15 protein-coding genes and 2 pseudogenes are annotated in these 19067 nt (G+C 68.7%); 7 read left to right on the forward strand and 10 right to left on the reverse strand.

Going from position 1 to position 19067, the window contains the following annotated elements; translation table 11 throughout:
- Positions 1–14: 14 nt before the first annotated feature.
- Positions 15–1232: pseudogene (locus ACFVW6_RS17485) on the reverse strand (class I adenylate-forming enzyme family protein); the annotation flags it as partial.
- Between the two features lie 171 nt (positions 1233–1403).
- Positions 1404–2033 carry a TetR/AcrR family transcriptional regulator gene (locus tag ACFVW6_RS17490; protein ID WP_378828657.1) on the reverse strand — a complete coding sequence of 210 codons (630 nt, stop codon included), beginning with the start codon at positions 2031–2033 and terminating at the stop codon, positions 1404–1406.
- A gap of 174 nt (positions 2034–2207) precedes the next feature.
- Here ACFVW6_RS17490 and ACFVW6_RS17495 point away from each other — a divergent pair, with 174 nt between their 5' ends.
- The 3 genes and pseudogenes from ACFVW6_RS17495 to ACFVW6_RS17505 all read left to right on the forward strand — a co-directional run.
- A complete protein-coding gene (locus tag ACFVW6_RS17495) occupies positions 2208–3752 on the forward strand; it encodes a long-chain fatty acid--CoA ligase (RefSeq protein ID WP_378828659.1) in 1545 nt (514 codons plus the stop codon).
- A 130-nt stretch (positions 3753–3882) separates the two neighbouring features.
- Positions 3883–5079: a cation:proton antiporter gene (locus ACFVW6_RS17500; RefSeq protein ID WP_378828661.1), complete on the forward strand. Its 1197-nt coding sequence runs from the start codon at positions 3883–3885 to the stop codon at positions 5077–5079.
- A gap of 163 nt (positions 5080–5242) precedes the next feature.
- Positions 5243–7417: pseudogene (locus ACFVW6_RS17505) on the forward strand (MMPL family transporter); the annotation flags it as partial.
- Positions 7418–7438: 21 nt separating this feature from the next.
- Here the strand turns inward: ACFVW6_RS17505 and phaZ are convergent.
- Together phaZ and ACFVW6_RS17515 are read right to left on the reverse strand one after the other, a co-directional pair.
- A complete protein-coding gene (gene phaZ / locus ACFVW6_RS17510; RefSeq protein WP_378828664.1) occupies positions 7439–8263 on the reverse strand; it encodes a poly(3-hydroxyalkanoate) depolymerase in 825 nt (274 codons plus the stop codon).
- A gap of 10 nt (positions 8264–8273) precedes the next feature.
- Positions 8274–9491, reverse strand: coding sequence for a PucR family transcriptional regulator (locus tag ACFVW6_RS17515; RefSeq protein WP_378828666.1), 1218 nt, complete (start codon positions 9489–9491; stop codon positions 8274–8276).
- Between the two features lie 397 nt (positions 9492–9888).
- Between ACFVW6_RS17515 and ACFVW6_RS17520 the strand changes: the two genes are divergently transcribed.
- On the forward strand, positions 9889–11568 hold the full coding sequence (locus ACFVW6_RS17520) for a PHA/PHB synthase family protein (RefSeq protein ID WP_378828668.1): 1680 nt from the start codon (positions 9889–9891) through the stop codon (positions 11566–11568).
- Between the two features lie 239 nt (positions 11569–11807).
- Here ACFVW6_RS17520 and ACFVW6_RS17525 read toward each other — a convergent pair whose 3' ends face one another.
- A complete protein-coding gene (locus ACFVW6_RS17525) occupies positions 11808–12203 on the reverse strand; it encodes a hypothetical protein (RefSeq protein WP_378828671.1) in 396 nt (131 codons plus the stop codon).
- Positions 12204–12262: 59 nt separating this feature from the next.
- On the opposite strand from ACFVW6_RS17525, the gene ACFVW6_RS17530 reads away from it, so the two are divergent.
- On the forward strand, positions 12263–12724 hold the full coding sequence (locus ACFVW6_RS17530; RefSeq protein WP_378828674.1) for a MarR family winged helix-turn-helix transcriptional regulator: 462 nt from the start codon (positions 12263–12265) through the stop codon (positions 12722–12724).
- A gap of 10 nt (positions 12725–12734) precedes the next feature.
- Here the strand turns inward: ACFVW6_RS17530 and ACFVW6_RS17535 are convergent, their stop codons facing one another.
- On the reverse strand, positions 12735–13358 hold the full coding sequence (locus ACFVW6_RS17535) for a TetR family transcriptional regulator (protein WP_355272518.1): 624 nt from the start codon (positions 13356–13358) through the stop codon (positions 12735–12737).
- A gap of 75 nt (positions 13359–13433) precedes the next feature.
- Here ACFVW6_RS17535 and ACFVW6_RS17540 point away from each other — a divergent pair, with 75 nt between their 5' ends.
- Positions 13434–14645, forward strand: a complete 1212-nt coding sequence (locus tag ACFVW6_RS17540) for an oxygenase MpaB family protein (protein ID WP_378828677.1) — start codon at positions 13434–13436, stop codon at positions 14643–14645.
- A gap of 39 nt (positions 14646–14684) precedes the next feature.
- Here ACFVW6_RS17540 and ACFVW6_RS17545 read toward each other — a convergent pair whose 3' ends face one another.
- From ACFVW6_RS17545 to ACFVW6_RS17560, 4 genes are all read right to left on the reverse strand, one after another.
- On the reverse strand, positions 14685–15956 hold the full coding sequence (locus ACFVW6_RS17545) for a PucR family transcriptional regulator (protein WP_378828679.1): 1272 nt from the start codon (positions 15954–15956) through the stop codon (positions 14685–14687).
- Positions 15957–16191: 235 nt separating this feature from the next.
- The gene (locus ACFVW6_RS17550; protein ID WP_355272523.1) at positions 16192–16359 is read right to left on the reverse strand and encodes a hypothetical protein; all 168 of its coding nucleotides are present in this window, start codon (positions 16357–16359) and stop codon (positions 16192–16194) included.
- Positions 16360–16498: 139 nt separating this feature from the next.
- Positions 16499–17248, reverse strand: coding sequence for a helix-turn-helix transcriptional regulator (locus tag ACFVW6_RS17555; protein WP_378828681.1), 750 nt, complete (start codon positions 17246–17248; stop codon positions 16499–16501).
- A gap of 21 nt (positions 17249–17269) precedes the next feature.
- Positions 17270–17866: a TetR/AcrR family transcriptional regulator gene (locus ACFVW6_RS17560; protein WP_357346757.1), complete on the reverse strand. Its 597-nt coding sequence runs from the start codon at positions 17864–17866 to the stop codon at positions 17270–17272.
- An 83-nt stretch (positions 17867–17949) separates the two neighbouring features.
- Between ACFVW6_RS17560 and ACFVW6_RS17565 the strand changes: the two genes are divergently transcribed.
- A complete protein-coding gene (locus tag ACFVW6_RS17565) occupies positions 17950–19065 on the forward strand; it encodes a cytochrome P450 (protein WP_378828685.1) in 1116 nt (371 codons plus the stop codon).
- Positions 19066–19067: the final 2 nt, after the last annotated feature.

Here is a 19067-nt window from a genome sequence, read left to right on the forward strand (position 1 = left end):
CGGGTTCCGGCGGTGTCGGCGAGGCGGTCGATGAGGTAGACCCGCCCCGCGTCGTCGACGCGCACCACGTCACCGGTGCGGAGCCAGCCGCCGACGATCGTCTCGGCGGTCGCCGCCGGGCGGTACCAGTATCCGGCAGTGACGTTGGCGCCACGGACGACCAGCTCACCGATGTGCGGGACATCGCCGATCGGGACGATCCCGATGTCCACCGACGGCACCGCGTAGCCGACAGAGTCCGCGTGCGTGACCGCGTCCCGATCGGGCAGCACGGTGATCAGCGACGCCGTCTCGGTCGTGCCGTACCCGTTGGTCACCGTCGCGCGCGGAAAAGCCACGAGCAACTCGCGCACCAGCGACGGCGCGATCGGGGCACCGCCGTAGCCGACCATGCGCACTCCGGACACGTCCGCGGTGGCGAAGTCCGGGTGCCGCAGCAGCGCCGAGTAGACCGACGGCACCGTCACGACGAAGGAGATCCGTTCCACCGCCAGCGTTTCGATCAGCAGCGCGAGATCGGGCGCGGCCTGGATCACCGCGGTTCCACCGACGTAGGCGGCGACCACCAGTTGCGAATGGCAGGCCGTCACCTGGAACAGCGGCATCGAGATCAGGGTCCGCAGATCCGAGCCCACCTCGCGGGGCAACGTGCAGCTGCGGATCATGTTCTCGGCATTGGTGACGAAGGCCCCGTGGGTGGTGGGCACGCCCTTCGGGCGCCCGGCGCCGCCCGAGGTGTAGAACAGCGCGGCCAGGTCGTCGGCGCAGAGCCCCTCCGACACATAGGGGTCGCTGTCCGGCAGCGGGGTGTCCGCGGTGAGATCGACCGCGATGTCGGCGTCGGTGAGGACGAATTCCACCTCCGAGTCCGCCGACCGGGTATTCACCGCCACGGCGATACCGCCGGCCATGATCGTGCCCCAGAAGGCGAGCGCCCAGGTCGTCCCCGACGGGTAGCGCAGCGCCACCCGATCCCCGCGCCGCACTCCGGCGGCACGCAACCCACCGGCCGTCCGCGCGGCGCGCTCCCAGAGCTGCCGGTAGGTCAGCCGGTCGCCGCCGACTTCCGCGACGGCTTCGGCGTCCGGTCGCTGCTCGACGTGGGTGCGCAGGACATCGATCAGCGTCTCCGGGACCGAGGCGTAGCGCGGGGTTCCCGTGCTGTCGCGCGTCACCTCCGACTGCGGAAAGGGATTGCGCGCACGCGTGACTTCGATGACAGCGGTGGTCACGCGGCAACTCCGAACGCTCGATGGAATGGTGGGTGAGCATGATGGCCAGGTGTTCCCCGAACACGCCACCAATACTCGATATCGAATCTATTTCGAGTTTATGGACCCCGCGGAACCCTGTCAAACAATCGGCCGATGGTCCGGCGTCTCCGCTCGCCCCCGAAGGAGGGGTCAGACCCTCGGTGCGTAGGTCTCGAGATAGGCGGCGACGAGCCGTCGCGCTTCGGCGATCACGGCCTCGTCACCGGAAGACGACCGCCGGAAGGCGATGTCGAACAGCCGGTTGCCCGCCTCGAAAGCGAGCTCGACGGGGAGCAGCGGCGTCTCGGCGTCGACGAACTCCCGGTCGATGAGGTACCGCCAGAAGCGTTCGGACTGCGCCTCGTCGAACACCCGCGCCACCTCGGCGATCGCCGGGGGGCGCCCCACGAACCAGAGTTCGATGAAGCCGGGAAACTCCCGGTAGTAGGCGAGGAGCAGATCGATGATCACATCGGTGGCCTGGCGCAGATTCCGCGCCACCGGACGCTCCAGCGCCGCGGTGATGCGCGCGTCCAGTTCGCGGACATGGCGATGCGCCAGCTCGACATCGACCTGATAGCGGTCGGCGAAGTAGTGATAGATCGACGCCAGCGGAATGCCGGTCCGGTCCCCGATCGCCTTCAGCGTCGCCGCGTCGTAGCCCTGCTCCCGCAGCAAGGAATCGGCGGCCTCGAGAATCGCCTGCACGCGCTCGATACCGCGACGCTGCACGGGAGCGGGGCGGGCCGAGGCCTGCGGGGCCACCTTGTTCTCGAACACGACTTGACATCGTAACAGCCGACGGCATCGTCGACGGTCGACCACCGCGGGGGCGCGACCCCACTCCCCGTCACCGGTGGCGTGCCTTGACAGGGTCAGGATTCCGCCCCTAACGTCAATCTCGATTCGACTTCGAATTCTCTAGGCTCCCTCATTCGCGCAAGGACGTACCCCGTGCTGAACCTGTCGGTCCTCCTGGAGGACTCCGCCCGTCGCCATCCACACCGCGACGCTCTCGTCCTCGGTGGGACCCGGCTGACCTATGCCCAGGTGGACGCCGCGGCCAATCAGGTGGCCAACCTCCTGGTCGCGCGCGGGATCCGGCCCGGCGACAAGGTCGCGCTCAGCTGCCCGAATCTGCCGCACTTCCCGATCATCTACTACGGCATTCTCAAGGCGGGCGCGGTGGTCGTGCCCCTCAATGTGCTGCTCAAGAGCCGCGAGATCGCCTATCACCTACGCGATTCCGGCGCGGTGGCGTATTTCTGCTTCGAAGGCAGCGCCGAGCTTCCGATGGGCAGCGAGGGTTTCGCCGCCGCTGGGGTCGCCGAGGTCGAGCACTTCTTCCTCATCACCGCCGACCCCGCGGCGCCCAGCCCGCTCTCGGGTGCGGAGACGCTGGGTACGGCGGTGGCCGGTGTCAGCCCGGCCTTCGAGGCGGTCGGCACCGAGGCCACCGACACCGCGATCGTTCTCTACACCTCCGGCACGACCGGGCAGCCCAAGGGCGCGGAGCTCTCCCATTCCAACACCCTGATCAACGCGCTGACCCTGAACCAGTTGCTGCGCAATCGCCCCGCGGCCGACAGCCACATCGTCTGCCTGCCGCTGTTCCACACCTTCGGCGCCACCGTGCAGATGCACGCGGGCTTCGCGACGGCGGCCACCCTGCATCTGGTGCCCCGTTTCGATGCCGCGCAGGTCGTCGCGCTGATGAACACCGAGGACATCACCTTCTTCGCCGGCGTGCCGACGATGTGGTGGGGCCTGCTCAACGCCTTGACCGCCGAGATCGACGTCGAGCGAATCGCCCGCAACCTGCGCATCGGTATCTCCGGCGGCGCCGCCCTGCCCTTGGAGATCCTGCATCAGGTGAAAGATCGCCTCGGGGTCACCGTGCTCGAGGGGTACGGCCTGTCCGAGACCTCCCCGGTGGTGTCGTTCAGCGACCCCGATCGCGGTCTCCGTCCCGGCTCGATCGGGCTGCCGATCTGGGGTGTCGAGATCAAGCTCATCGACGACGACGGGTCGGAGATCACCGAAGTGGGGGCCGTGGGCGAAATGGCGGTCCGCGGACCCAACGTGATGAAGGGCTATCACGGCCGCCCGGAAGCCACGGCCGAGGTCATCCGCGACGGCTGGTTCCGCACCGGCGACCTGGCCCGCCGGGACCAGGACGGCTTCTACTACATCGTCGACCGCACCAAGGACCTCATCATCCGCGGTGGATTCAACGTCTATCCGCGCGAGATCGAGGAAGTGCTGCTGACCCACCCGGCGGTCAGCCTGACCGCGGTGATCGGCGTGCCGCACGACAGTCACGGCGAAGAGGTCAAGGCCTTCGTGATTCTCGAACCCGGGACGACCGCCACCCCGGAGGAGCTCGTGGCCTGGAGCCGGGAACAGATGGCCGCCTACAAGTACCCGCGCATCGTGGAACTCGTCGACACCCTCCCCATGACGGCGACCGGCAAGATCCTCAAGCGCGAGCTCCGCTGACGGACGAGCCGCACCAGCACCTCCGCTCCGGCGGTGCCGCCGACACGCCAGCGGTACCGCCGGAGCGGGCGAAGGTCTCCTAGCATTGGTTTTCCGATAGCAATCGTCTCGACCCACCGGCGGGAGAAGCATGTTCGTCGCGATAGCGGTGACGATGGCCATCATCCTGGTGTGGGCCTGCTACTCCCGCGCCTTCGCGCGCTGGAGCGTCACCGAGCCGGTGGCCATGATCGTGGCGGGCGCCGCCGTCGGGCTTACCGACGACGAGTGGTTGCTGCCCTCGATCGACACCACCGCCGCGCTGCGGATCGTCGAATTCCTGCTCGCGCTGTTCCTGTTCACCGATGCCACCGAGATCCGGGACCGGATCGCCAAGAACACCGGGGTGACCCGCATGCTGGTGGCGTTCGCGGTCAGCCTCGTGATCGCCGCGGTCGCCGGGAAATACGTGCTGTCGGTGGATTCGTGGCCGCTGTTGCTGATCCTCGCCTGCATCGTGATGCCGACCGATCTGGTGCCCGCACAGTCCATCCTCCGGGACAACCGGATCACCAAGCGGGTCCGCGACACCCTCAATGTCGAGAGCGGACTCAACGACGGACTCGTCGCCCCGGTCATGCTCTTCGCCCTCGAGGCGTATCGGCGCAGCACCGACTCCGACGAGGTGCTGGGAGCATTCGGCCACGCGCTGCAGGCCGTGGTGAAGTCCGTACTGGTCGGCCTTCCCATCGGCGCGGCCGCCGGCCTCGCGCTGTCGGCGGCCGCGGCCCGCGGCTGGACCGATCCCAGGACCGTGCGCTGCGGCATTCTGGCCATCCCGGTGCTCACCTTCGCGCTGGCCATCCAAATCGACGGCAACGGGTTCGTGGCGGCCTTCCTGGCCGGGCTCGCCTACCGGGCCACCCACCGAGACATCCCCGGCGAACCCCTGGAACTGACCGAGGGTCTCGCCCAATTCCTCGGCCTGGGCCTGTGGTTCGTGGTCGGCGCGATCGCGGTCGCCATTCCCGGGCTGGACTGGCAGGTCATCGTCTACGGACTGCTCGCGCTGACGGTCTTCCGGATCGTGCCCGCGGCGCTCGCCCTGATCGGTTCCCGATTCACCGCGCCCGAGCGAATCCTGCTGTGCTGTCTGGGCCCGCGCGGCGTCGCCTCCATCGTGTTCGGCCTGCTCGCCGTGAACAGCCTGGCGGGCACATCGGACGCGAATCTCGTCGTCGGAGCCACGCTGGTCGTCGTCTGCGGCAGCATCGTCCTGCACGGCATCGGCGCACCGCTCGTCGCCGCGCAGTTCGGTCGGCGCGCGCGGAACTCGCGCACCCGCTGAGAACCGGCAGGCTCGACGAGATCACACTCCAGAACAGCGCCGCTGTCAGCTATTCCTCAGTTTCGCGTGCCACCATCGGCGACACCGTCGACACCTCGACCTCTGCCACAGCGGTGTGGGGCAGTCGCCGATGCCCGTTGCCCCTGCTGTCGAGGAGTCGCTTGTGTTCACCCGTTGGGGCGACCTGGTCTATCGGTTCCGTTTCGCGGTGCTCGCCGTCGTCGGCGCCGCACTGCTGGCACTGGGCGGCTTCGGGCTCGGCCTGGAGAACCAGCTCACCTCCGGCGGGTGGGACGACCCTGGTTCGGAGTCGTCGCAGGGCGCGAAGATCGCCGACCGCGCGTTCGGACGCGACCACACCGCGGACGTCATCGTGCTGTACACCGCCCCCGCGGGGACGACCATCGACGATCCGGAGTTCAGCGCCGAGGTCGTCGACAGCCTCTCCCGGGTGGTCTCCGAGCATCCGACCGCGGTCGACAAGATCAACGGCGCCTATTGGACAGTGGGCGCCACCCCCGGCGTGCCGTCGGTGTTCGGGTCCAAGGACAAGGAGCACGCCTTCGCGTCGATCGCGATCGGCGGCGACAACGACACCGAGGTGCTGCACAACTACCGGGAAGTGAGCGACGCGTTCGCCATCGACGGCGTCCAGGTGGAAGTGTCCGGATTGCAGGCCGTCGGCGGCACCCTCAACGACACCATCGCCCACGACGTGCAGCGGATGGAGATGCTGGCCATCCCCGCGGTCGCGGTGCTGCTGTTCTTCATCTTCGGTGGCGTGGTCGCGGCCGCGCTGCCGCTGATCATCGGCGGGCTCACCATTCTCGGCGCCAACGGCATCGTCATGGGCATCACCCACGTCACCGACGTCAACTCGTTCGTGTCCGCCGTCGTGTCGATGATCGGACTCGGCCTGGCCATCGACTTCGGGTTGTTCATCGTCAGCCGGTTCCGCGAGGAACTGGCCGACGGCTACGACACGCGAGCCGCGGTGCGGCGCACGGTGATGACGGCGGGACGCACGGTCGTGTTCTCCGCGACGATGATCATCGCCAGCCTCGGTGGCATCCTGCTGTTCCCGCAGGGCTTCCTGCGCTCGGTCGCCTACGGCACCATCGCCACGGTCTCGCTCGCCGCGCTGACCGCGGTGACCCTGCTGCCCGCGATGCTGGCGGTGCTCGGCCCGCGCGTCGACATGCTCGGACTCAAGCGGTTCCGCAAGACCAGGACATCGGAGGAGATCGAGAACGGCTTCTGGGGCAGACTCACCCGCTGGGTGATGAAGCGTCCGCTCCAGGTGGCCATCCCGATCGTCATCGGCTTGCTGCTGCTGATCATCCCGGTCGGGAACCTGGCGTTCGGTGGCATCAACGAGAAGTACCTGCCGCCGGACAACAGCACCCGGCTCGCGCTCGAGCACTTCTACGAGATCTTCCCGCTGAAGAAGACCGACCCGATCCAGCTCGTCTTCGTCTCCGACAACACCCCGGCGATCGGCCAGATCATGCGCGAGGCCAACCAGGCGCCGGGGCTGGTCAGCTCGTTCGGGGTCCCGAGCAATACCGGGTCCACCGACCCGACGGTGTATCGGACCTCCGCCACCCTGGTCGACCCGACCGGCAACGCCGAGCCGACGATCGACTACCTGCGCTCGATCGAGGTGCCCGACGGCGTGACGATGTACGTCACCGGCCAGCCCGCGATCATGGCCGACAGCATCGACACGCTGCTCGACCTGATGCCGTTCATGATCATCCTGGTGCTGGCGACCACCATGGTGCTGATGTTCCTGGCCTTCGGCTCACTGGTGCTCCCCCTCAAGGCCGTGGTGATGAACGTGCTCGGGCTCGGCGCGACCCTGGGCATCCTCACCTGGATCTTCATCGACGGACACGGTTCCGGGGTCCTCAATTTCACGCCACAGCCGATCAGCGCTCCGGTGCTGATGCTGATCATCGCGGTGATCTACGGCTTGTCGACCGACTACGAGGTCTTCCTGCTCTCCCGGATGGTGGAAGCGCGTGCCCAGGGCGCGTCCACCACCGACGCGATCCGCATCGGCACCGCCCAGACCGGGCGCATCATCACCGCGGCCGCGCTGATCCTGATCGTCGTCACCGGCGCGTTCGCGTTCTCCGATCTGGTGATGATGCAGTACATCGCCTACGGCATGATCGCCGCCCTGATCATCGACGCGACCGTGCTGCGCATGCTGCTGGTCCCCGCGATCATGAAGCTGCTCGGCGACGACTGCTGGTGGGCGCCGCAGTGGATGAAGCGGATCCAGCAGCGGATCGGGCTCGGCGAGACCACCCTCGACGACGACCGGCCACCGCAGCACGCGGTGACCGTCGGCTCAGCCCCCGGTGGACACGGCTGACGGCCGCAGGAAGGCCGCGACGCGGGGCGCGAGGTCGTCGGCACGGGTGATCAGGCCGAGGTGGCCGTCGGGATAGACGTGCAGGGTCGAGTGCGGCAGCAGCCGATGCATGATCCGCGCGTTGACGAGGGGAATGATCGGGTCGTCCGCGCCGGCCAGGATCAGCGTGGGCTGCCGGATCAACGGCAGGAACGGCAGACTGGTCCAGCCCGCCCCACCGATCAGCTGCAGGGCGTAGCCACGACCGGGCGCCACCCGGGCGTGGCGGATCAGAATCTCCGTCGCCAGCTCCGGTTCGTCGCGCAGGCGCCCGCCGTACAGCTGCGCGGCGATGGCCGCGGCGTAGGCGGGGTCGCGATACCGGCGGGGGGTGATCATCTTCCTCAGGACCCGCGGCCGGGCCGGGACCATCACCATGCCGGTCGCCGTGGCGACGAGCACCAGGCGACGGCAGCGCCGGGGATTCTGAAAAGCGAACTGCTGGGCCAGGCCCCCGCCCCAGGAGATGCCGAGAACGTCCACCTCACGACACCCGATATCGTCGAGCACGGTGCCGAGCAGGCAGGCCATCGTCGCGAAAGTGTAAGGCAGCCTGGGCAGTTCGGATCCGCCGATCCCGGGAACATCGAACCGGACGACGGGGATCGCCGGATCGAGCTCGTCGACGAACGGCTGGAGCAGATCGAGATTCGCGCCGATCCCATTGCACAGCACCAGGGGCCGCCCCTCCCCCGCGCGCACCGAGACCCGGACGCGCCGGCCGTTGATCCGCAGTTCACGAACGGTGTCGACAGGGGTCACTCGCACTCCTTCAGGCCGTGGCCGGGATGGGCTGGCCGAACTCGGGGAACATCCGGATCGCTTGCAGCGCGGTGGTGAGGTCACCCAGATTCCGTGGGTCGTCGAGCGAGCCGCCCAGATGCTGTTCCAGTCGATGGATGCGGCCGCGCACGGTGTTCTCGTGGCAGTAGAGCAGACGGCCCGTCTCGGCGGCCGAGCCGCGCGCCTGGATCCACGCGGTCGCCGTCGCCAGCAGCGTGGTCCGTTCGTAGTCGGGCAAGGCGAGGACACCGCCCAGCACCCGCAGGACGAATCGCCGGGTGGTGTCCCGGTCGCGGACGAGCAGATCGATATTCGGCTCGTCGGCCAGCTGGCGAACGGATGCCGCACCGGGAGACAGCGTTTCGAGGGCGACGTGCGCGAGCCGCAGTGCCCGGGCCGCGCCGTCGAGCCGGGCGAACACCGGACTCACCCCGATCGGGCCGATGGCCGCCTTCCGCACGGCGGCGAGTACCTCCTCCGGATCGCGGCGCCGTCCCAGGGAGAGGACGCCGATCTCGTGATCCGGTTGGGAACGCCACGCCGAACCGACATCGAGCTGGCGCAGGCGGTCCTCGAGATGCGGCAGCGGCGCCGCGGTGCCGTCCACCGCCTCCGCGACGAGCACGAGGAACGTCCCCTCGTAGGGCAGATCGAGCAGCCGCGCGACCTCCCAGGCGCTGTGTGAGCCCGAGCCGGGGCCGTCGAGGATGGCCGAGAGGAGACCGGACCGCCGCCGGTCGGCGGTGATCATCCGTTCGCTCATCGCTTCCCGGTACGCCTCGGTCACCGCCAGCGAGACGTCGTCGGCGATCTCCCAGATCGTCGTGGCCGTGTCGAGGAGCGCGTCGACCGTCCGCTGCCCGGAGCTCCGTGCCGCGCCGAGCAGCCGACGCCACAGGAACGCGAAGCCGAGACGATAGGCCCGCAGGACTTCCGGCAGTGGCATGTCCTGCTCCGCGCGGGCGCGGCCGGTCTCCCGGGGCGCCGACAGCTCGATCTCCCGATCGCCGCTCAGCCGACCGAGGATCTGATTCATATTGGCTATCAGCGAGCTCTTCAGCTCACGCCGATCGACGATGCACTCCAGGCGATAGACCTCGATCCGATCGACGATCCGGACGGCGAGCTGGTCGGCCAGCACATCGATCCGTTCCAGCAGGCCGACGGCGAGTGTCGCCACCGAGGGAGCGGGACTGAGGGTGGACACCACGACAGGCTATCGACGACTTCCCCCGGACGCCGCAGCGAGAAGGCGGACTGTGGGCGCCGACACGTCCCCCGCCGATTTCCTGTCGGCGCCGACATTGGCGGCCGTGGCGCAGTGCGCCACTGTGGGATCACGCGTTCGGCACGGTGGCCGCCCCGGGATGTGGGACATCATGCGTTCGCCGCCGAAGCCGACTGCCACACCACTCCTCGATCGATAACCGCCGCGCCCTCGGATCACTGCGGGAGATCCACGCGGACCCATCGACAACATGCTGCGCGAACCGATTCGCGCGGCCGTCCAGGAGTGGAGACGACATCATCACCATCGGCAGGAATCCACAGGATGCCGCTCATCGGGTCGTCGGCGGCGACCACGCTGGATCGGAGGGACTCCGATGACGAGCACTCCGGAAGACACCACGGTTCCGCTCGACCAGATACTGGCCCGCGCCGCGTTCGGGTCGGCCGGTCGCTGGCTGCCCGGCAGCTCGGGCGCGCGCTTTCTCGACGCGCTGGCCCAGCACCCGGACCGGGTCAAGGCCCGGATCGGCGGACTGGTCGACGAACTCGGCCGGATCGCGAAGGGCACCTCCGAGATCGCACCGCGGCGCGGCGACCGCCGCTTCACCGACCCGGCATGGTCGGAGAATCCGCTGTTGAAACGCGTGGTGCAGGCGTATCTGGCCGCGAACGACACCGCCGAGGGCCTGCTGCGGGACGCGCCGCTGGAGTGGCAGGACGCCGAGCGGATGAAGTTCGTGATGTCGAACATCGCCGAAGCCCTGTCGCCCAGCAACAATCCGCTGATCAGCCCGGTCGCGTGGAAGGCGCTGTTCGAGTCCGGAGGCGCCAATACGATCGCGGGCCCGCTCAACCTCGTGCGTGACATCGCGAGTTCCCCGCGGATCCCGTCGATGGTCGAGCCGGACGCGTTCCGGGTGGGTGCCGACCTCGCGGTCACGCCGGGCGCCGTCGTGTACCGCGCGCCGATGTTCGAGCTGATCCAGTACCTGCCCCAGACCGAGACCGTGCACGCGGTGCCGCTGCTGATCGTCCCGCCGACGATCAACAAGTACTACGTGCTCGATCTCGCGCCCGGCCGCAGCCTGATCGAGTACCTGGTCAAGCAAGGGCACCAGGTGTTCGTGGTGTCCTGGCTCAATCCCGACGAGCGGCACAGCGAGTGGGGCATCGATGCCTACGCCGCCGCGGCGATCGAGGCGTTCTCGGTGGTCGACCGGATCATCGGGGCCGGCTCAGTGCACGTCCTGGCCGCGTGCTCGGGTGGCCTGATCACCAGCCTCGCCGCGGCCCACCGCGCGGCGAAGGGGTCCATCGGCGCACTCGCCGGCCTCACCTTGCTGGTCACGATGATCGATCAGCGCCGGGCCGGCGTCGCCGGATCACTCGTCGACGAAGGCGTCGCGCGAGCGGCGATCGCGCGCTCGGCGAGCAAGGGCTATCTCGACGGTCGCCATCTCGCGGAGGTCTTCGCCTGGCTGCGCCCGTCGGATCTGGTCTGGAACTACTGGGTCAACAACTATCTGCAGGGCAAGACCCCGCCGAAATTCGACATCCTGTTCTGGAATGCCGACACCACGCGCATGCCTGCCGCCCTGCATCGCGACTTCATCGAAGCCGCGGTGCACAACAAGCTCGCCACCCCCGGGGCGGTCACCGTGCTCGGCACACCCGTCGACCTCGGCGACATCACCGTCGACTCCTATGTCGTGGCGGGCTCGGCGGATCACATCTGTCCCTGGGCCAATTGCTACCGCAGCTCCCAATTGCTCGGGGGGAACGTACGTTTCGTCCTGTCGACCAACGGCCACATCGCCGCGCTGGTCAATCCCCCCGGCAACCGCAAGTCGAGCTACCAGGTGTCGGACGACACTTCGCTCGATGCCGCCGAGTGGCGCGGCGCCGCGACCACCGCACAGGGGTCGTGGTGGCCGGACTACGCCACCTGGCTCGCCGACCGTTCCGGACCACGGATCTCCCCGTCACCGCTGCTCGGCAACACCGAGTTCGCACCGCTCGGTGTCGCGCCGGGTACCTACGTGATGGCCCGGTAACACCCCGGCCCGAGCGCGGGTTCGTCCGCGCTCGGGCCGACCGGCGGCAGTCAGCGAGGACCTGATAAACTCGATATCGAATCGAGTTCGTAAGTCGACGAACATCGGAAGGAGTGAGGGAATGGTTGTCGCGATCGAGATCCTCGTCATCGCCTGCGCCGTCATGATCACGTGGTTCGCGGGCTACGTGATCTATCGCCTCGTCACCGAGGAACCCAACCGCCGCTGACCGCGGGCCGTCAGATCGCCGGACGTGTGGCGGCCGGACGCCAGCGCACCGCCACCACCCCGATCAGGATCAGCACGGCGAGCGTGTCGAAGACCGTACTGAACAACGGCGCGTCCGGCCGGGTCGCCGGATCCGACAGTGTCAGCACGAGATTCGTCGCCTTCGTGACGATCGCAGCCAGGGCGACAGGCACCCGCACCGACGGCACGAACGCCGCCCAGACCAGCGCGGCACCCAGCACCAGCTGCATCATGCCGCGGTGCCGGAGCAGGGCTTCCTCCATCGGGGCCAGCTGGGTGAGCCCGTAGTACTCCAGGGCCACCGGTGTCACCAGGGCGAGCACCGGCGTCATCGTGATCAGGCCGAGGACTACGAGGACGATCTTGACGGCACGGGAATCGGGCATTCGACACGCTCCAATCATCAGTGATACTGACGATCAGCGTACGTGACTAGAGTGGGCTGATGCGAGAGACGAATCCGGTGGCACGGATCACCCAGGCGCCGCTGTTCCTGTTGTTCCGGGTCGGCGACGCGGCGCGCGAGGCCGTCGAGCAGGCGCTGGATCGTTACGACCTGCGCGGCAAGGACTTCCGCGTGCTCGCCTATGCCGCGACGGGCACGCACTCGCAGCAGGATCTGGCCCGATCGACGGGCCTGGACCGGACGACCATGGTCGCCGTCGTCGACCGCCTCGAGCGCACCGGCATGGCCACCCGCGAACGCGGCGCCGACCGGCGCAGGCACGTGGTCGTCCCGACCGCGCAGGGCCTACGCACCCTCACCGAGGCCTTCGCCGACCTGGAGCGCGCGCAGGCCGACTTCCTGGCCGCCCTCAGCCCGGCGACACAGCAGGCCATGGACACCGCGCTCACCCAGCTGTTCACCGCGCACGATCCGTCCTGCCGCCCGCGGCCCGACGCCTGACGGGCTGTTGTCAGCGCCCTCTGCGCGCCACCGCGAGGGCGAGTTCGGTACAGAGCGTGGCCAATTCGACACTCGACTGACGGGGGTCGCGCAGCCAGGCATCGATGAGCTGATTGATCCCACCGACGACGAAGAGCGCTTCCTGGCGCCGGCTCTCCGGAGTCGCGGGCGCGTCGAGGAACTCCGCGCTGTACTGCACGACGAGATCGGTGATGATGCCGACGGAGCGGGCCCGAAGCTCTTCGAGGCCCGCGGTGCCGTGGGTGTCGCTGGTGAGGATGCGGTGGATCCGCGGGTCGTCGGCGATGGCGTCGAGGAACGCCGTCAACGCCCGCAGCAGTTTGTCCCGCAGGCCGTCCGCCTGAGCCTGACTGGCCTCGACCAGGGTGGCCGCCAGCTCTTCGTGCACCTGCTCGGCGACGGCGAGCACCAGCGCGTCCCTGGTGGCGAACTGCTCGTAGAAGTAGCGCGGCGTCAGTCCGGAAGCGGCACAGACGCGGCGCACCGTGACCTCGGTCAGCCCGGCCTCACCCCAGACCTGCCGACCCGCGGCGAGGAGCTTGTCGCGGCGCTCGTCCCGGCGATTCGCCGCGCTCATGCCCCGATAGGGCCGGACCACCTCCGCACGCGCCATTGACAGCACTTTAGCAGGCGGCCTACTTTGGATATCAGTCGTTATCCAGTTTACGTCGCTCAACGAGGAGTGCCCATGCGTACCGTTCCCACCCGACACCCCGACCGGCCCCACCGCACCCCGGTGATCGTCGGCGGGTTCGCGGCCACCCTGGGTGTCCACGGCCCCGACGCGGACCAATGGCGCCGCCTCGGCGAGGGACTGCTCGTCGGTGACGAGCCGATGGATCAGCTGGTGGAGTGGATGGTCACCACGGGCAGCAAGCAGATGCGCCCGCTGTTCGACCGGGCACTCACCCACGGCATCGCCGCCGTGCCGGACGCGCCGGAACCGCTGCGCGCGTTCTTCGCCGAGGTCGAAGCCGTGCCGGCGTGGGTCGATCACGACAAGCTCGTACGCGGGGCCAAGGTGCTGCTCAGCAGCGGGGCCGACGGTATGTACATCGCGCGCGACGTCGCCATGCTCGGCGGCTACCAGTTCTCCGGCTTCAACAAGACGCTGCTGCGCACGGGCGCCCTGGAGAAGGGCTCCAATCAGCGCTGGGCCGAGACGATGCAGTGGGCGATGGACGTCCTGTCCGAGGACGGGCTCGCACCGCTTGGCCTCGGCTATCGCTCCACCATCCGGGTGCGGCTCATCCACGCCTTCGTGCGGCGCCACGTGGCCGCGATGCCGGATTGGCAGGCCGAGGACTGGGGGCTGCCGATCAATCAGACCGATATGGCGGCCACGCTGGTCGGCGCCTTCATCGCGCCGGCGATCGGCGCGCTGGGGATGGGCGTGCTGCTCACACCGTCCGAAGCCGACGACCTCGCGCACCTGGTCCGCTATGTCGGCAGCCTGCTCGGCGTCGAGGAGCAGTGGCTGCCGCACTCGTTCCGCGACGGCGTGCGCGTCCTGGTGCACACGCTCTCGGCCCTGGCCGACCCGGACGAGTCGACCCGCCAGCTGGCGGTGCCGATGTCGCGAGATCCGCTGTCGTGGAACTACGACCGGCTGCCCGCCGTGCGCCGCCGCCTCGCCTACGCCCAGCACCTGTCGGTGACAGGGACCTTCCTCGGCCGCCGCACGATGCGCGCGCTGGGCCTGCCGACGGTGGTGATTCCCTGGTATCCGGCGCTCCGGATCCCCACCAATCTCGTCCGCTCGGCCACCCGGGTACTGCCCGGCGGCCTGGACCGGGCCGCGACGCGCGGTGCGCGGGAGCAGGATCGATTCATGCGCACGCTGGTCGGCGCCCGCCCGGCGATCGGTGCCTCCGCCGCCCGACTCACCCACGCCGCCTAGCCGCCCGGCCTCACCGTCCCGACGCCGGAACCGGGTGGATCACCCTGCGCGCGAGCGGGTTTCGTCGTCGGGATGGCCGTCTTCCGGCTTACCCATTCCACGGTGCGCGCGGATCAGCAGGGCCGCGCGCAGGTAGCACAGTCCCGTGACATCGTTCAGGTCGAAGCCGGTCAGCTGCCCGATGCGCTTCAATCGATAGTCGACGGTATTCGTGTGGACGAACAACTCGCGCGCGGTATTCGTCCGGCGCAGATTCGACGCGATGTACACCTCGAGCGTGCGGAGCAATTCCGGATGGGCCTCGAGGGAATCGACGACCGAACTCAGATAATCACGCGCCGCGCCCTCGCGCGTCAGCTGATATTCGAAAGCCAATTCGTGCGGGCGGTACACCTTGCTCGGACCGCCGAGCCGGTGCACTATTTCGACCAGTTCGTGGACCTGCTCGGCGGCGCGCGGAATGTCGGCCGGCGCCGCGGGCGTCGTCACCGCGCGCACCGGCACCTGTGCCGCCGCGGACAATCCGATGACCAGCTCGTCGAGCTCGTGTTCGGAGAATTCCGCCGTGGGCAGCAGCAGCGTGCCGCCGTCGACGCTGAGCAGCGACAGCACCTTGCCGACGCAGCGATTGGCCAGCTCGGCCTGCACGCGCCGCAACTTGCGGCGGGCGACCACATTCGCATCGAGCGCCGGGTCGAATTCCTCGGCGTGCGGCGGCAGCGCCAGGGCGATCACGTGGTATCGATCGGCGATCTCGATCCCGCATTCCCTGGCCATCGTGGAGGTGCTCTGCCCGCCGAGCAGGGCCGAGGTCAGGGTGTGCACGGCGGTGTGATGCTCGCTGACGACCGACCGCAGTTCCCGCACATAGGCCGCCGAGACGGCGGCGGTGATCGTGCTCTGGACATCGGTCAGCCGCCGGGCCACGCCGACGACGGTCGCGTGGTCGTGGTTGTTCACATTGGCGGTCACCAGGTCGAAACCGAGTTTGAAGCCCTCGTGCACCGCGTTGTGAATGGTGTCGATCGGAATGCCCTCGCGCGCCCAGCCCGCGGCCGCCGCCTGGATCCGCTCCAGGCGTCCGGGGAGGTCGCGGCCGTCGAGCACACCGCCGGTCAGTTCCAGGCATACCCGCGTCACCGTGGTGACGTCACCGTCGAGGACTTCGGTGGGCAACGTCGCGCAGGGCGCCACGTTCTCGATGAAATGGCCCACCATCTGGCGGGATATCGCCCGCACATCCTTCAGCGGGGTCGATACCGGACGGCCCGCTGCGGTCAAGAACGGTGTGAGGGATGCTGAGCCAGCCATGATGAATCCTTCCCACCCAGACAACTGGGCAAGCTCCCAACTTACCGCGTAGAACAAACCGCCACGTCGGGTTCGCTTGTGACAGGCGGTAAGGGAATACCGGAATGTTTAGGGATTCCCCCAACGGCACCGGCGCGCGAACCCGCCGTCCGGCGGTGATGAAACCTGACGGGACCGCGCAATCCCGCTCCTTACGGACGGTTCCACCACCACCGGAGGCATTCCGCCTAGCGGATCACAGGCACAAGCTCACCTCGAGCGGACCGACCGGCAGGGGCAGGCACACCTCGACCGACCCCGCCACCGGGGCCGGGGCCGCCGCGGTGGCGGTTCCCGCACCCAGGGCGCAGGCGGACAACGCCAGCACGGCGACGGCGAGCGGACGGGCAGTTCTGGAATTCATACAGTCAACCTCGATTGCATTCTTTCTGATCGCCCCCATCTCGGGGACATCTCGATCAGATCACAGACAGATCGCGGCGGGTTCACTTCGCGGGAGTTCTTGGTTTTCTCCGTAGAACTCGGGAAATCGTCATGGATACCTACAAGTCGACCAAACCCACCAGCAGCAGCCGATTCGGTTCCGGCAGTGGGGTACTGAACTGCTGGACCCGGATTCCGAAGGGCTGTCCGGTCTTTCGGTTCCGCAGCCGGACGGTGGGGTCGCGCCGGTCCAGGTACACCCGGCCGGCGCGCCAGAGCCGCTGGAAGTCGGGCTGGCCGCCCAGCTCGCTCAGCAGGTTCCGCAGGTCGTCGCGATCGCCGACGCGCCCGGCGTAGCCACGGAAGCAGCCGGTGATCACGGTGGCCTCGCGTTCCCACTCCTCGATCACCAGGCGTGCGCGCGGATCGGTGAACAGCCAGCGCAACAGGTTGCCTTTGGCCAGCAACCCCGGGAGGGCCGCATCGAAGGCGGCATTGGCGCCGATCACGTCCCAGCCGCCGTTCAGCACGGCCGCCAGATGCGGGCTCATGGCGTCCACGGTGGTGCGCAGTTCCGGCTCGAGATGCCGGGGACGCGCGACGGCGGGACGCCGGAACCGTTGCTGCGCCAGGTGATACAGGTGCGCGCGCTCATCGCCGTCGAGTGCGAAGACCTCGGCGAGCGCGTCGAGCACCGACGGGCTGGGATTGCTCGCGCCGCCCTGTTCGATCTTGGCGATGTAGCCGACGCTCGAGTGGATGGCCGTGGCCAGCTGCTGGCGGCTCATGCCGCGCGGATGATCCGGTCCGGTCGCGCGCCGATGGGCGCGGACGAAGTCGGCGAGTGTCGGCACCCCTGGCCCGTGCATGATCCTCCTCGATGGTCCGGCTCACTCTTGCGCGGCCGCACCGTCTTTCGCAATCTCGATCAGTGCCAGCGCGGCCCGCCCGATGCGCGCGGCGGCGCCCTCGGGATCGGGGCGGCCCACGTCCAGCCAGGCGATGACGGCGTCCAGGATGAAGCCGGGAATCACCTGGGTCGCCCAGTCCTGCCAGGGCCCGTCCGGGATCGCCTGGGTGAGATACCGCTGCGCCACCACGGTCGAATAGCCGCGCACCAGATCGGTGATGTCGCGAAAGTCCGGCTCCTGCACCGCATGCCGGAACAGCAGCCGGAAGGCGTCGGGATCGGCGGTCGCGGCGGCGAGCAGCGCGGGCAGGCTGGAGCCGCCGGGGTGCTCGGTCCCCATGGTGTCGCCGAGCCGGGTGTAGGCCCGCTCGAGCACCGCCCGGAACAGGTCGGCCTTGGACGCGAAGTGCCGATACAGGATGACGTGGGTGATGCCCGCCTCGGCCGCGATCTGTTCGAGGCCGGTCGCGCCGAATCCGTTGCGCGCCAACACCCGCGTGGCCGCTTCGAGGATCTGCTCACGCCGTTCGGCGCGCGGCATGCGACGGCTCGGCGCGGGTGTGCTGCTGGCGGCCACGGACCTACCTCCTTGTTCAAGTCGAATGGTACAACTTCCTATGTTTAACTTCGCTTGTACAAGCGAACATATAGGAGTGAGTGATGACCACCGACGCACCCCAGCTCGCCTGCCCGATCCAGCGGGTCCAGACCCTCACCGGTGATCCGGCCTGGCAGGTCTGCGGCTACGACCGGGTCAAGAAGCTGTTCACCGACCCCCGGCTCGGTCGTTCGCATCCGACGCCGGAGACCGCCGCCCGCACCACCGCCTCACCGTTCTTCGGCGCTCCCCTGGGCAATTTCGAGACCGAACCCGCCGACAACGCCAGGATGCGGGAGTTGCTCAACCCGTTCTTCGCCCCGCGCGCGATGCGCGCCCTGCAACCCCAGGTGGAGGCCTACACCGCCGAACTGCTGGACGAGATGGCGGCCAACGGCTCGCCCGCCGATCTGCACGAGGCGCTGGCGGTACCGCTGCCGCTGCTGGTGATCAGCGAGCTGCTCGGCGTGCCCTACGACGACCGCGGCATGATCCGCGAGTGGACCGCCGGCCTGTTCGACAAGTACGACGCCGCGAAGGCGTCACGGGCCGGCGCGGATTGGTTCCTGTACTGTAAGGAACTCGTCGAGCGCAAGCGCAAGGAGCCCGGTCCGGGCGTGCTGTCGAAGCTGTGCGAGGTCGAGGACATCAGCGACGACGTGATCGCCACCCTCGCGCTGGGCCTGCTGCTGGCCGGGCACGAGACCTCGGTGGTCGAGATCGGTTTGGGGACACTGGCACTGCTGCGCCAGCCGGATCAGTGGCAGCTGCTGGTGCGGCGACCGGAGCTGGTGCCCCAGGCGGTCGAGGAACTGCTCCGGGTGCACAAGTCGACCGGATTCGCCCGCTACGCGCGCACCGATCTGGTGATCGAGGGCGTCGAGGTGAAGACCGGGGAACTCCTGCTGCTCGACGTGGATTCGGCCAACCACGATCCGACCGTCTACACCGATTCGCGCAAGGTCGACATCCTGCGCCAGCAGGGCGCGCACCTCGGCTTCGGCTACGGCCCGCGCTACTGCCTGGGCGCGCCGCTGGCCCGGGTCGAGCTGCAAGCGGTGTTCGGGCAACTGACGCAGCGCTTCCCGACCCTCCGCTTGGACGCGGACCCGGCGACCCTGCCCCGGCGCGACGACGTCGCGACCAGCGGCCTGCTCTCCCTGCCGGTGGCCTGGTGAGA

This window comes from Nocardia sp. NPDC058244 (assembly GCF_042882065.1).
In the GTDB taxonomy this organism is placed as follows: domain Bacteria; phylum Actinomycetota; class Actinomycetes; order Mycobacteriales; family Mycobacteriaceae; genus Nocardia.

Excerpts from the sequence above, each read along its gene's own strand:
- ACFVW6_RS17500 (WP_378828661.1), top strand. The coding sequence starts at position 3,883 with ATGTTCGTCGCGATAGCGGTGACGATGGCCATCATCCTGGTGTGGGCC.
- ACFVW6_RS17555 (WP_378828681.1), bottom strand. The coding sequence starts at position 17,248 with ATGCACGGGCCAGGGGTGCCGACACTCGCCGACTTCGTCCGCGCCCAT.
- ACFVW6_RS17530 (WP_378828674.1), top strand. The coding sequence starts at position 12,263 with ATGCGAGAGACGAATCCGGTGGCACGGATCACCCAGGCGCCGCTGTTC.
- ACFVW6_RS17525 (WP_378828671.1), bottom strand. The coding sequence starts at position 12,203 with ATGCCCGATTCCCGTGCCGTCAAGATCGTCCTCGTAGTCCTCGGCCTG.
- ACFVW6_RS17545 (WP_378828679.1), bottom strand. The coding sequence starts at position 15,956 with ATGGCTGGCTCAGCATCCCTCACACCGTTCTTGACCGCAGCGGGCCGT.
- ACFVW6_RS17520 (WP_378828668.1), top strand. The coding sequence starts at position 9,889 with ATGACGAGCACTCCGGAAGACACCACGGTTCCGCTCGACCAGATACTG.
- ACFVW6_RS17535 (WP_355272518.1), bottom strand. The coding sequence starts at position 13,358 with ATGGCGCGTGCGGAGGTGGTCCGGCCCTATCGGGGCATGAGCGCGGCG.
- ACFVW6_RS17565 (WP_378828685.1), top strand. The coding sequence starts at position 17,950 with ATGACCACCGACGCACCCCAGCTCGCCTGCCCGATCCAGCGGGTCCAG.
- ACFVW6_RS17550 (WP_355272523.1), bottom strand. The coding sequence starts at position 16,359 with ATGAATTCCAGAACTGCCCGTCCGCTCGCCGTCGCCGTGCTGGCGTTG.
- ACFVW6_RS17540 (WP_378828677.1), top strand. The coding sequence starts at position 13,434 with ATGCGTACCGTTCCCACCCGACACCCCGACCGGCCCCACCGCACCCCG.